The 13,540-nt window shown below is 52.7% G+C and carries 9 protein-coding genes; 4 read left to right on the forward strand and 5 right to left on the reverse strand.

All coding sequences use genetic code 11. The features are described 5' to 3' along the window. The first annotated feature begins 21 nt into the window (after positions 1 to 21). Positions 22 to 1,482 (forward strand): IS66 family transposase, encoded by a 1,461-nt coding sequence (locus Fuma_RS14365; protein ID WP_077022387.1) that lies wholly within the window; start codon positions 22 to 24, stop codon positions 1,480 to 1,482. 207 nt (positions 1,483 to 1,689) lie between these two features. On the opposite strand, the gene Fuma_RS35300 is transcribed toward Fuma_RS14365, so the two are convergent. The 5 genes from Fuma_RS35300 to Fuma_RS14395 form a co-directional block, all read right to left on the reverse strand. Then, positions 1,690 to 1,857 (reverse strand): hypothetical protein, encoded by a 168-nt coding sequence (locus tag Fuma_RS35300; protein WP_158520987.1) that lies wholly within the window; start codon positions 1,855 to 1,857, stop codon positions 1,690 to 1,692. A gap of 164 nt (positions 1,858 to 2,021) precedes the next feature. Further along, positions 2,022 to 3,194, reverse strand: coding sequence for an ISAs1 family transposase (locus Fuma_RS14375; RefSeq protein ID WP_077022421.1), 1,173 nt, complete (start codon positions 3,192 to 3,194; stop codon positions 2,022 to 2,024). A gap of 106 nt (positions 3,195 to 3,300) precedes the next feature. Further along, positions 3,301 to 4,441 (reverse strand): IS3 family transposase gene (locus Fuma_RS14380; protein WP_414655191.1). Its coding sequence is split into 2 segments (ribosomal slippage): positions 3,301 to 4,152 and positions 4,154 to 4,441, totalling 1,140 coding nucleotides; the frame shifts between segments, so codons are not numbered across the junction. Between the two features lie 151 nt (positions 4,442 to 4,592). Further along, on the reverse strand, positions 4,593 to 5,051 hold the full coding sequence (locus Fuma_RS14390; protein WP_158520988.1) for a nucleotidyltransferase domain-containing protein: 459 nt from the start codon (positions 5,049 to 5,051) through the stop codon (positions 4,593 to 4,595). Between the two features lie 297 nt (positions 5,052 to 5,348). Continuing rightward, the gene (locus Fuma_RS14395) at positions 5,349 to 6,533 is read right to left on the reverse strand and encodes a class I SAM-dependent methyltransferase (protein ID WP_077024736.1); all 1,185 of its coding nucleotides are present in this window, start codon (positions 6,531 to 6,533) and stop codon (positions 5,349 to 5,351) included. A gap of 378 nt (positions 6,534 to 6,911) precedes the next feature. Here Fuma_RS14395 and Fuma_RS14400 point away from each other — a divergent pair, with 378 nt between their 5' ends. The 3 genes from Fuma_RS14400 (at position 6,912) to Fuma_RS14410 (ending at position 13,095) form a co-directional block, all read left to right on the forward strand. Continuing rightward, on the forward strand, positions 6,912 to 9,476 hold the full coding sequence (locus Fuma_RS14400; protein WP_077024737.1) for a hypothetical protein: 2,565 nt from the start codon (positions 6,912 to 6,914) through the stop codon (positions 9,474 to 9,476). Positions 9,477 to 9,588: 112 nt separating this feature from the next. Then, complete coding sequence (locus tag Fuma_RS14405) at positions 9,589 to 10,710, forward strand: ISAs1 family transposase (protein WP_077024280.1); 1,122 nt, start codon at positions 9,589 to 9,591, stop codon at positions 10,708 to 10,710. A gap of 6 nt (positions 10,711 to 10,716) precedes the next feature. After that, the gene (locus Fuma_RS14410; protein ID WP_145944179.1) at positions 10,717 to 13,095 is read left to right on the forward strand and encodes a CHAT domain-containing protein; all 2,379 of its coding nucleotides are present in this window, start codon (positions 10,717 to 10,719) and stop codon (positions 13,093 to 13,095) included. Positions 13,096 to 13,540: the final 445 nt, after the last annotated feature.

Genomic DNA, 13,540 nt, shown 5'->3' on the forward strand with positions numbered 1-13,540 from the left:
AGATTTTGATACGACAGGTGGATGGACACGGATGTCAGTCAGATCATCGCTGTGGAAGTGAAGCAGCTTGTGCTTAGCCTGCAGCGTGAGGTTGCGGAGCTGCGGGACGAGAACCGGCGGCTGCGTGATCGGATTGAAGAGCTCGAAGGTAAGAACCCCACAGAGCGACTCGACGAGGCGTTTTCGGTGACGGCGGAAGAGAGACGCCGCGCTGAAACGGGCCGCCGAAAAGGTCGCAAAAAACAATCCTCGGCGCGTCGCGGTCGTCGCACAACCGAGCAGAAAGCGGACAACGCCGAACGACGCGAACTCATTCTGCCGGAAGGTTACAACGTCGCAGAGTGCCGTTTCGTTCGGGAACGTTTCGTCTGGAGAGTGATCAACGGCCAAGCCGTGCAGGTCGTCTATGAAATCTATCACGGCCCCAACGGCGAGAAATCCGAAATTCCGGGCGTGTGGCCGCGGTCCGAATTCGGCATTGAAGTTCATATCGCGCTGGCTCGCATTGTGACCATCACGGGACTGTCGATCGACAAGACGTGTGCATTGATTGAATTCTTCTGGAATCTGCCGCTCGGCAAATCCCAGGCGGACGCTCTGTTGAATCAACTGGCACGGCGTTGGGAACAGGAATTCGAATCTCTGTGTGACCTGATGGCGTTCAGTGCGATTGTGCATGCAGACGAAACCAGTTGGAGTATCAACAGCGTGTGGGCTTTTTTGTCGGAGAAGGCGCGCGTGCTGATCTTCGGATGCCGCAAAGACGGCGACACACTGGCTCAGATCCTGTCGAAAGAATTGTTTGGAGGCGTGCTTGTTTCGGACGATGCGGCCGTGTACCGAGGTTTCAGTCACGCACAGAAATGCTGGGCTCACCTGCTGCGGAAGGCCATCCGTCTGACGCTGCTGAAGCCGGACAACGAAGAGTACCAGCGACTGCTCGACGGCCTGCTGGAAATTTTCTACGCGGCCAAACGCCACGCCGCCGATGGTCGTCTTGGCGATGCCGGTCGTGCGGCGAAGGTCGATGAACTTGATAACACGCTGGCGGCTCTGCTGGTGCGTTACTGCGCCGAGGATTCCGATGTTCGGGCGGCCGACTTCGGCAAGGATTTTGACAACCTGGTCTCAGAACTGATTCGGCTGATGACGGAAGAGGAGTTGTTTTGTTTTGTGACAAGCCCGGCCGCGCCAGCAACGAACAACGAAGCGGAACGCAGTCTTCGCGGCGCGGCCATGGACCGTCGCACAGGTCGAACGAGCAAAACATCGAAGGGAGCCCGTCGCCGCAGCATTCTTACAAGCGTCCTGGAATCGCTGAATCTCCATCTGAAAACACCAACGCTCAGTTCCGTGGTGGCCGAGGTCATGACGTGGCAGCAGGATGGATTCAGTCTGTTTGATCGACTGAAACTTGAAGTCGGCCTGACCTCCGCGCCGCCCGGTCAGTCGCGACTGTCCAAACTCGTCCCCGCCAACTGAACACCACACCTCACGCTGCGCACCACGCGGAAATGGACAGCTACTGTGTGGAAAGACCTGCACGCTGACGTGACTCGTAACCATCGGTGTTCAGACATGAGCGAGTTGATGCAGGAAGTCAGATTGTGGCTGCGAAACAGAAACAAGAAACGCCAAGAACAACTCGCCGCATGAGTCGGAATCTGTCCACGAATTGCGCTCGGTTATTTAGGCCCCGCAGTCAGTCAAATCGCCGTAGTGTTCCTCCAGGCAATCCAGCAGCAACTGGCGAATTTGCGGTTGATCGGGTTTCGCTGGCAGGGTGGAAGAATCATACAGCAAATCCAATTGTCGCTCTTTGTCGGCAGCCCATTTCCGAAGATCTTCTTCAGTCACTTCACCACGTCGAATCGCCTTGAGGTTCTCTCTACTGCGTCGCAGATCAATCTCACCGTTCAGGAGAACTTGTTCGCATTCGTCGAGCAGTCTGAAGTGGACCCCATTTATTGGACCACGGGCGAGCGATTCTTAGAGAGAGTCAAAGTCAGGGCCAGCGCATACTAAGTTGTTTTGCCGGTAAGGATTTGCATCAAATAGTCAATGTTCCATCCGGCCATTCTTCTTTTCATGACGTTGCTTTGTTTGCCAGGATGTTTCTTGATGAGGCTGAGTGTGAGTCGTCTGAGCCATGACAAATTGTTCGCGAAGATTCGGTTTCGGACTCGACTCTCATCCTCGCGGTAGGTCATGTCGAGACTCCAGTGCAGCGTGTTTTCTATGGCCCAGTGACCACGAACCGTTGTTGCGAACAGCTCGCCTTTGCGACGCAGACTGCTGATGTAGTAGCGAACGTCAGAATGATGAATGCCGTCCTGCTCGTACATTCGGATCGCCGTTCCGATGGTCTTGAGTCCGGCCCATTTGTGGCCCACGTCAAAATCGACAGGCACGGTCGCCTGATAGTAGATTCTCTGTTCCTGCCGACCGTGTCCCTTCTCTGTTTCTTCATAGCGACTGACGGGACAGCGAGCGAAGTCATCCTCCAGGTGATCGAGAAAAAACTTCTGCACGACCTCATAGAGTTTCGGTTGGTTGCCTTTCAGGGCTAACACATAGTCTGCATTGCCAGACACGATCTGCTGCGCAATGTTTTTTTGACAACCCGCTGCGTCAATCGTAATGATCGCCTCATCGATATTGATTTCGTTCAGTAATTTCGGGATCGCGGTGATCTCGTTCGACTTCTCTTCCGTCGCCACCTGTCCCAGAGAAATCCCCTGATCAGAAGCCCACGCACTCACGATGAACAACGCACCCAGCCCATTCTTTTTGTCATGTGATCGACGGAGTGCTTTGCCATCAATCGCAATCTGTTTTCTGTAGCCTTCTTTCTGTTCGTCGGAAAGTCCTTCCAGCGATTCAATCCATTGCACGAAGCACGCTTGAAAGTCGTTCGGCTTCAGGAGAGAAAGGACGCGCCGGTACGTATCTTTTTTCGGAATGCCATGCGGAAGTGCCAGGTGTTTCTGCAGGCCATCGGCATTCAGTCGCGCCCATTCCGCAATCGCACTGGGGCCGTCGGCGTTGGCCAGCACTCCGCAAATGGCGATCACAATCACATCACCAAGCAGATGCAGACGATTGATGTTGGAACGCGGGTCTTTCAATTGATCAAAGTAATGAACAATGTTTCCTGTCAGCTCCTGGGTGACCGCCAGTTCAACTGTCGACATCTCTTGTCCTCTCCTCGTGAAGTCCGATGTTACGACACGAAAAGACTAACCAATACTCACTTGTCGCGCCAGCCTAAATTGCCCAAAGTGCGCGCTGGCCCTAGAGTCAAAGTGGCTTTGAGCGTTTGGGACGGTAGACGGCCCATGGTGTTTGGCGGTCGAGCGACTGATGACGGCGCTGGTGTCCGTAGTAGTCGAAGTAACTCGTCAGCCCGTTTCTACAATCGGCTCCGGTTGCGTACTCCTTGAGATAGACCTCTTCGTATTTCACGGTTCGCCACAGCCGTTCGATCATCACGTTGTCTATCGCGCGGCCCTTGCCGTCCATACTGATCGCGACGTCCTGTGACTTCAAAGCGCCGGTGAACTCACGGCTTGTAAACTGTGAACCCTGATCGGTATTAAAGATTTCTGGTCTGCCGAATGACGAAAACGCGTTTTCCAAAGCATCCATGCAGAAGTCAACATCCATGCTGTTGGACAGGCGCCACGAAAGAACGTAGCGGCTGTACCAGTCCATCACGGCAACCAGATACAGAAAACCCAACCGCATGGGAATGTACGTAATGTCACAACACCAAACGTGATTTGGACGATTGATTTCAAGGCCACGCAACAAATACGGAAAGACCTGATGACCTTCCATTCGCAGCGTCGTTCGACGTTTGGGGGAGATACCTTCGATGCCCATTTTTCGCATTAAACGTTGGATTCGCTTGCGATTCACCGTCATGCCCTGATCTTCAAAGAAGTCCACCATCTGCCGCGAACCACGATGCGGACGCTTCAAATGTTCTTCGTCCATCAGCCGCATCAGTCTAAGGTTCTCCCCGCTTTCCGGAACAGGTTCGTAGTACACATTGTTGCGATGAAGACCGAGAAGACGACACTGCTCACGAATACTCAGTTGCCGATGATCGAAGTCAATCCACGACCTTGCTTCACTCACTGACTTCGGCCACTTTTTTTTTAAGCCACTCCAGCTGCACTTTGAGACGACCAATCTGCTCGTACAGCTCGGCTGTCTGTGGTTCGTCGGTGACCGCCGGTTTGGTCTTCTTCGTGCCACTGCCAGTCTCGAAGACGCCTTCGGCTCCATCCAGAAGTTGCTTCTTCCAAAGGTTGATCTGAGTCGCATGCAACTTATGCTTCAACGTCAGCTCACTGATCGTTCGATGCCCCTTGATGGCCTCTAACGCTACTTTCGCCTTAAACGGTGCACTGAAGATTCGACGCTTCCGAGACATGCTCACAGCTCCTGAAAAATCCGGTTCGTTGAACTCACCGTTTTAACACTCAGTGCCGTTTTCTCTATCTAACCCCGTGGTCCAAATATTGGGGTCCACTTCAGTCTGACAACATGGTAGACGAGTTTGACGTCATAGCCGAATTCATCAATCAGAACCTTTCGCTTACCGGTCGTTCTTTTTGAACGCATTTTGCGCATCTGGGCGTCCGCATAACCCTTAAACCAAGGCCAGCAGCCTTTGTGAAAAACAGGCGACGGCGTTCCCGAACCATGCTGCCGACCTTCGTGATATGCAGCACGCAGTCCTGAGGCGTAAACAGTGAGTCGATGATGTTGGGATTACATTCCAAGCACAGCGAAATGTATTTCACGACACTGTAAATTGCAAAATCCCACTCACACCCATCACCATTGTTGGCAGACGGGTCGTCAATATGGGCTTCCTGAAATTGTTCGAACCGTTCGCGCGGATTGTCGAACCCCGGGATCTCTCCGGAAAGATGTGGGAATACGTCTTCCTTCGGTGGAACACAAAACCCGAAAATAACCCGGCCATAATCGTCGGTAAAAACACCATAGGCCGTCGATCCCATCAGGGTTTCGTACATGACACATGTCGGAAGAAAAGCGGGTGGATGAATCAGGCCGCGTTCGGCGAGTTGTTGTAGTGTGCTGGCCAGACGGAATTCCTGGGGACCTGACATCAAGTTAAACGACGGCGGCTGTGTCCGAATCGAAAACAGGCACAGTGTAATTTCACTCTGGCAGATGTGCCCCTGAGAATCAATCAGCAAGACTTACCTGTCGATCGCTGCGGCTACCTCAAATCAGAATTTTCAGCAGGGAAAAATCTAACGTGTCCGCAGAAACGAAGCCCCGCCGGATCTCCGGCGGGGCTCTTGACATCACACTTTTTGTGCTGCGACCAGGACTTGAGTTCGTCGCAGCTTCCAGCTTTCAGGAGCCTGTTGAACAAGCTGCTCCATCCGCTCGAACAGCATCTCCATACATCGCTCCGGCTCGTCAACGGTCTGTTGAAATGCGGCCTTCACGATCGGTTCCGCGAGTGCTCGGATGAACCGCACATACGCAGCCGCATAGCGGCCAACATCTCCGTATTCACAGAACGCGGAATACAGCGGGCAGGCCACTTCCGTTTCCGAAGCGTATGTCAATGTCAGGCCGCATTCTTTCAGGCATGGATCTTCTTCAAACGGTCGCACCACTTCCTCCAGACTGCGGCGATAGACGGGGATAAACAAGGCATCCTGCGTTTCCGGGCAAACAACGTCTTCCGCGATCAGTTGCTGAAGTGCTTCACTGATCAGTCGAAACGGGCTGTGAACCTGGCTGTCGGACGCCAGCTTTCCGACCATGCTGACCACCAAACATCCGCCTGACGCGAGTTCCTGTGCTCGGTGCTGCAGAAAGCATGACCAATCACCTTCGGCCACCTGACGGGCGTCCTCAGCTTCCGTTCCGGTCAGCTGTTCGCGGCAGATCGCGTGGCTGTTTTCCAGAGTCTCAGGAATGCGGCTCATCCAGTGAACGGCCGAAAACGAAGTTCCCAACGTCATTGATCCGGTTGGCAACAACTGCTTGTAGAAGGAACCCGAACTCATGAATTCAAACGTGCCAGCCGTTGCTTCTAAGTTGCCCTGTGAAACACTGGCAACCTGGTTGAAGTCGTTTTCGCAGCGATCATTGCGAACGATGGTGCAGGCAGCTGACGGACGAACCGCTCGAACCGACTGAATCGCCGCATTGGTGAGGCGACGAGAGTTTCGACCATCAGCACACCCGAAGTCTGCGACCAGCACGTTTGCTGACAATGTCTGACGTGCAGCCATCTCAGCCGTCTCACAAATCAACGGGAGTGCTCGCTCAACGTCGGACTGCTGAGGCTGACTGTTGGCAGCGTAGTAGCCATCCGCTTTCATCGAAATCCGCTGTGCCCGTTCGCAGTCCTGCATGACTGAAGTCGGCCGCATCATACTTGCGGTTGACGACACCGTCAGCTTGACGGTCGAAACACCTGTTCGGTTGTTCAGTAGTCGATCAAAACGATTTTTTTGAACGTAGGCTGTCATGACTGCACTTCGATACTGGTCTGTGTGTGAAAAGTTGCCAGCAAACCCGTGTTTTCTGGCTTCTACTGTTCAGACAGGTATCCAGGCGGCAGTTAAGGACTGATTCGAAAAATTCCGAAAACGGCGGGTGCATGCGGTCGCATCATTGTTGAGTCTCACGAAAACTCAGAATCCCACGGCGGCTACGCAACTGTGTCACCCCGTGCCATTGGAACCGGCTGAGGGTGAAATCTTGGTGTAGTCCGTAAGCTGGTTGACCTGACAACCGCGGGAGGTGACGATATTGACAGGTTCGTTTTCGACGCAGGCGTGCTCCACAGCTGTTTTTGGGTTAGTAAATAGCGGCGACGAAATCAATATTCCTAACGAGGTCAATCAATGCGATTCCGAGCACTGCTGTTCATTCTGCCGTTGTTGTTTCATTCGTCTGTTCGCTGCGATGAAGCCGTGGACAATCCGCATCAGGCCGATGAAGAGAAGGTAGAGCGTTTTCAGAAACAACGCAACGGCTCGTTTGAAGGGCTGTCAAGATTCGCGCACACAATTGGTAAGTATCGAAAGATCGCAATCTTCGAAACCCGACAACAGGCCGACACAGACGCAAACCCATTGATGTATTCGGTAGGGATGCTGCACCCGTACGATGGGTCAAACGCCAGACACGATAAATCCCAATTAGGTACACGGCTGAACGATCTCATCAAGGAAGAGCAGCAAAGACGTCAATGGGAAGATTTTAAAGCAGTCTGCTTTAAGTCCGATCAGTCGATCCTTTCAGGGGTTTTCGAATTCGAAGCAACCAAGGCTGAACGCAAGAGGCGATACGACGAATCATTCCCGTCTGATCTTGCGGCGTGCTATAGGCGAACTCAAGTCAGCCCAACCCATTCGATTGAGCCAGCTTCAATTACTGAAAAAGAACATAGACTTCAGTATTGTACACACCAGTTTGGTCCAGACGACCCGAGGACGCTCCTCGTAGCTTTAGAATTGAGCGCCGTCAGAGACTGCTCTGTTTTGTCCACTGACAAACAAAACTCTGTAGGCCGCCTATTCAAGTGGTATGCTCCAAACGACTCCGATAGCCCGTCCCTCCTGGAGTCAGAAATAACACTTCGAAACCTTTTCGGGGAGTCTAGTTTCTGGACACTTTTCCGACTGCGGCGTGAGTCCGACAGACTGCTGAATGCCGCATTGAACAATGACACGGCAGCCTCGATAGCATTTGCGGAACAGTGCAACAGCATGGTCGACCAGGCTTTGTCACAACTGGAAACCACTTCCGAGTTTAAGGGAGTAAATATTATCGATCACTTCGTGCTCAAATTTCGCGTTTGTGTTCGACTCGGCAACTGGGATGCCGCTGCCGAAGCTTTGCAAGCGGCGCTTGCCGTTCCGAGCCAGGTAATCGATCCCTTTGTTGATTCTCGAAACCTGGCTGTCCGGTATGCGATTGCGGTCGCAACTAAATTTGAAGGGACGGAAAACGACGACCGAACGCATCTGCTTGCCGATGCGATCCCAGCAAACAGCACATTCACAGAAGGCAATGCCAATGATCAGCGGCAGTTTGTAGCCGCCATGAAACGGCGACTGCAAGCGATCAGGAGATTGACTCCCGTAGAACGAGAGACTCTCAGCCAGCACACTCAGAGTCTGCACAGGCTCCTCAAAAATCTCGCAACTGCTGCTCCATTCAATGCTGAAAATGTATTGGGTGCTCCAACCGTGAGTACCAAGATTATGCCCATGTTGAAAACGCAAGATATTCGGCGAATGGCTTCTTTCCGATGGATGATTCGCCCTTCGTATAATCCAGATAACGAGCAAACAATCGCAAACAACGGCGAGCCTGCGATCATCAAAGAAAGACAGCATTTGATGCGCGTCGGGGCGCAGCTCCAATCTCTTGAATCTTTTGTCGCTGTGTCACTCAACAGCGACCCTTTTATATTGTCCCAGATTGCCATGGCCCAAGGGTGGTTGTCGACAAGAGTCGATACACCCGTGGCAGCTATTGCTCATTTCCGAAAGGCGATCGAGTTGTTGCACTTTGCGGGATTCGGAGATCGCGGCATTGTCTCCAGTATTCGCTGGAAAATCACAAACCTTTGGGAGACGGAGTCGGGCAATGCACTCGCCCGACAAAATTGGACGCAATTTGAAGAACTTGCACGCGAACGCATCGAGTGGAGTTCCAGTAAGTTGGGAGACAAACACTGGTACACGCAGAAGCTGAAGCAGGGAATGTTAAGCGAGTTGATTGACAAGCGATTGCCAGTCGCCGACAGAACTTTTTTGAACGAGAGTGGGACTTACGTTGTTAACCCTCGCAACTTACGAATATTTGGCACGTACCACGACGATAGCGAGCCTCAGTTTCGAGTCCGCGACGCTCTTGCGGAGCACGGCGGGACCGTGGCTCGGCGAAATCGTATTTTGCAGCGCGAAGACCCACTGACTCCACAACTGCTCAGCCGACAGGCCGAGCTTGAAGTTGGGCGAGGCAACCTGGACCGCGCAGACGAAATTATGGCCGACGCGATAAAACGTCAGGAGGTCCAGTCCACGCGGTTTCACATGGACTACGCAGATCTGCTGAACATTCGGGCGAGAATTCGCGAACTAGCTGGTAACTCGACGGCTGCGAACCGATGGTATGCTGAGGCACAGGCCATTGGAAGACATATAGGTTACTTCATAGACATTCGCCTAAAGCTAGGGCAAAAAGCCCGGGCGTTTACGATGCCAGTTTCTGTTCCATCGTCGAATGATAAGATTCGGCAGTTGAGCGACCACTTTGCAACAGCTATGCAGCAATCAAACTACGCTTGGGCAGCACGGAGCGCCTATGAATTGTTCGACCTCTGCAAGTCGGTCCATGGCAAAGACAGTATTCAAGCCGCGCTCGCTTTATCAAACATGGCCTCGGTCGCCGCCTAGGCGGATTGCGCGACATTGGATAAGATGGTATAGATGGCAACCTTCAGTGTCAGTGTGATGTTTCACGCTGCTATGTGTGCTGAAATGTTTGAGCCGCGAAAGGATTCCTGCCATGCCTTTGTCCACCAGTTTTGTCGATCATTTCTCTGATGTTACGGATCCAAGGCGCGGTGAGCCGGTCTATCCGCTTCAAAATATTCTGTTCATTGCAGTCTGTGCTGTGATCAGTGGCGCGGATGATTTTGTCGCGATTGCGAAGTTTGGCAGAACGAAACGAGATTGGTTTGCGAAGTATCTCGATCTGTCCGCAGGGATTCCGTCGCACGATCGTTTCAACGCCATCCTCGCTCTGATTCGTCCTGCAGAATTTGAAAAGTGCTTACTGAATTGGATCACTTCTCTGCAGAAAATCAGTGACGGACAAATCATCGCGATCGATGGTAAGACACTCCGTCGCAGCTATGACAAAGCCAGTGGCAAGTCGGCCATCCACATGGTCAGTGCATGGGCCACAGCCAATCATATCAGTCTCGGGCAAGTCGTCGTCGATGCGAAGAGTAATGAGATTACGGCGATTCCCAAACTGCTGGAATTGATCGAGGTTTCCGGTGCTTTAGTGACGATTGACGCCATGGGTTGCCAAACGGAAATCGCGTCGAAGATTGTCGACGCAGAGGCGGACTATTGTCTTGCCGCGAAAGGCAATCAGCCCACGCTACACGCAGGTCTCGTCGCGTTCTTCGCCGACCATTTGGAAGATGACTTTGCACGCTGTCCGGTGCGACGATTTGAAACGAAAGAAAACACCGGCGGCCGCGAAGATTTGCGACAGTATCTGATCTGTCGTGCGCCGGAGGATCTTCCGGACGCACATCGCTGGAAGAACCTGAAGGCGATCGGGATCGCGATCAACAACACTCTCCGCGACGGCAAAATGTGCATCGGCATCCGCTATTACATTTTAAGCCGTTATGTCTCCGGCCGTCGTTTCGCCGAAGCTGTGCGGAGCCATTGGGGTGTCGAGAACAATTTGCATTGGCAACTGGACGTCACTTTCCAGGAAGATCAATCGAGGATCCGTAAAGGCCACGCAGACATGAACTTCAGCATCCTTCGCCGCACGGCGTTGAGTCTCCTGAAAAACGAATCCACAGCCAGGGTGGGGATCAAAAACAAAAGACTCAACGCTGCCTGGGATGAGACATACCTCGCGAAAGTCCTGTTCGGCAAATGACTTAGCGTGCAATCCCCCTGGGTCGCCGCCGAGACAGGTGATTTTCAACAGAGTGTGCTCTGGTATGACCAAGCCCTAATAAAAGTACCCCGAAGCGTCGAAGTCAACTCGGAGCAGTTTGTGCGTTTACAGCATAATCTTGCGGTACTCGCTACGCGACTGGGAAAACCAGAAGAGGCAGTATCTCATTTTGCGAAAGCAATCGAATATGGCATTCGCGCCAATGATCCGGTAGTGCGGCAGATGCGGATAAGCCGTGGCAACACGCTACGAGTCTTCGGACGGTTTGAAGACGCTGCACTGGAACTGCGTCAGGCACGAGAATCACTCTCGCAAGCCGGTCCGAGAGAGACCAAAATCAGAATCAATGCCCTGACCGAGAGTAGCATTGTCGCCGCACTGTCTGGTGACTTTACGAATTCTGAGCAGTTACTGATTCAGGCTAAAAGAGCATTCTCCTCCGCTTCCGATGAAAGACGCTCATTGACGCTGCGACAGGAGGTTGGCTATGCACAGGCGATTCTGCATTATCAGCGAGAAGAGATTAGTGCCGCTATTGATTCGTTTCAAGCAGTGTTGGACGATGCAATTACTGAGATGCAGATCGCGAGCGAGTATCAGACGCCACGTCAGCAAGTTGCTGCGGCAAACCAAGCGCGTGAGTACCTGGATGCTACGGTCACAATGCTCGAAAGAAAGCCCGGGGCGGCATCCCGTGTTTACCGGTTTGTGCCAGGTTTTAAATCAATCAGTTGGCAAATTGCACGAGAATGGCGACGAGCTTTACGGGAAAACGCCGCAAGGGGAATTCACACGTCTTTAGGTGAATTAAGTGAAGCGATCGCTGATATTTCGCGCGACATATCACGCGAAACGTTTCGTGTTTCATCAAACCCGGAAGCGAATTCTGAAGACTGGGACCAGATTCAAGCCGATCGTGTGAATCAGTTAGAAACGCTACGTGGTCGTAAGGGAGCGCTTCAACGAAAACTTGCCGGTCTCTTGACTGACATGAGGCAAAAACGCGCTGACGACGACCAACAGAAGCTCTTTGCGGCTATCCCGCAGCATGGCGTTATTGTTGAATTTGTAACATATCACCGTCGTCCGTGGGTTCAGGCTCCTAGCGAAGCAGAGCGATTAGCCGCTTTTCTGATTCGTTCGGATGGCAGCATTCGTTTCGTCCCACTACCACTGAGTGACGCAGAAGTCACTGACGTTGTGAAGGAATGGGCCAGGAAGTCTTACTCGCAATGCGCCGAGTTGAACCAAGTTCGGGCTGCAGTCTGGACGCCGGTCGAGAATGCGCTAACTGACGCTGATAAGCTGGTATTTCTGTGCCCGGAAGGAGCAACAACGCTTGTTCCATTCGGAGCGCTGCCCGGTCGTGACTCAGGCAAGTTTCTAATCGAAGAAGAGCGACGTCTGACACAGTTGCCAACGCCGCTAATGTTGCTACGTGATTCCCTCTTAGACGGCAACGCGTCAGCCAGCGACTCCCTGGGCATCGCGGATTCACAGAGCAGATCTGTTCGGGACGCGGCAGCGCACCGAAACTCAATCGAACTCCTGCTGGTTGGCGATGTACACTTCGGAATAGTAGAAACTGCGGATTCGGTTCGGACCGAAAAAGAGAGGAAGGTTCGCTCTAGCCTAATGCGCTGGCAGCCTATCAAGGGAGCGGCCAGAGAAGTGTACGCCGCGCGCAACGCATTCGAGAGCGCATACCCCTCCCCAGACGCCGAATATCGCGTGTTGACGCGAACACTTGCGAGTAAAGATATCGTTACCAGATTACTGCGTAAGACTGGCCACGTTCATTTTGCGACGCACGGATTCTATGGACGTGAACTTGGGAATACGCTGTTCAAAAACCGGTGGAGGGCCGCCGACTCTGCATCGTTCGGACCAGCGACAATGGAAGGCCTCTATCCAGGCGTCCTTAGCGGACTTGCCTTGGCCAACGCGAATCGGCCGAATGATGATGGACTATTGACCGCACATGAAATTTCACAAATGGAGCTCAGCAATCTGCACACGGTCGTACTTTCTGCGTGTGAAACCGCGGTGGGCGACTATTCGCGGGGTGAAGGTCAGATGAGCCTGCAGTGGGCGTTTCATCGAGCCGGAGCGAAGTCGTGTGTGTCAAGTTTGTGGAAGGTACCCGATGCGGCAACATCGCGACTTATGGATAAGTTCTATGAGTACCTTTGGAACGGCGAAACCAAGTTAGAAGCATTGCGTTCGGCGCAAATTTGGGTTCTTCGAAACCCAGATGCGACTAAGGAATCGTCGAGGGGTGCCACGATCACAGAGGCCTCCTCTCAGAACTTGAATTCACCGTATTTCTGGGCCGCCTTCCAGCTTTCTGGTGACTGGCGATAAATCAATTCTTATTTTGATTCGTTTCACGTTGAATCTATCGCCTTCACGAACGTCGGTCGTGAAGTTAAGGCGTCCGAATCGAAACGGAGATTCGTCCAATGAACATTCACAGAATCGTGAACGGTCTGATTTTGGGATGCGCCCTTCTAGGGCCACCCTTCTTCAGTTCTGCCGTCGCACAGGAAACGCAACCACCATTGTCTGGGACCTTGGTGACCGAGCGGACGAATTTGAGTATCAAATTTCGCGTACGACGCGTATCGGCTGACGGCATGAAACCTGTTGGGCCTGATTTTCTTGCTCCCTGCACCATTGTTGCGCCGGAGGGGCAGAGGTTTGCTGTTGAGATTGAGAATGTCTCAGACGATCGATGCCGCTTCGCAATTCTAAGCATCGGTGTCGATGACACCATCGCTGTCGAATTTCCCTCTGAATTAGACGAGAG

This window comes from Fuerstiella marisgermanici, assembly GCF_001983935.1.
Taxonomy (GTDB): domain Bacteria; phylum Planctomycetota; class Planctomycetia; order Planctomycetales; family Planctomycetaceae; genus Fuerstiella; species Fuerstiella marisgermanici.

Excerpts from the sequence above, each read along its gene's own strand:
- Fuma_RS14365 (WP_077022387.1), top strand. The coding sequence starts at position 22 with ATGGACACGGATGTCAGTCAGATCATCGCTGTGGAAGTGAAGCAGCTT.
- Fuma_RS14375 (WP_077022421.1), bottom strand. The coding sequence starts at position 3,194 with ATGTCGACAGTTGAACTGGCGGTCACCCAGGAGCTGACAGGAAACATT.
- Fuma_RS14390 (WP_158520988.1), bottom strand. The coding sequence starts at position 5,051 with ATGTACGAAACCCTGATGGGATCGACGGCCTATGGTGTTTTTACCGAC.
- Fuma_RS14395 (WP_077024736.1), bottom strand. The coding sequence starts at position 6,533 with ATGACAGCCTACGTTCAAAAAAATCGTTTTGATCGACTACTGAACAAC.
- Fuma_RS14400 (WP_077024737.1), top strand. The coding sequence starts at position 6,912 with ATGCGATTCCGAGCACTGCTGTTCATTCTGCCGTTGTTGTTTCATTCG.
- Fuma_RS14405 (WP_077024280.1), top strand. The coding sequence starts at position 9,589 with ATGCCTTTGTCCACCAGTTTTGTCGATCATTTCTCTGATGTTACGGAT.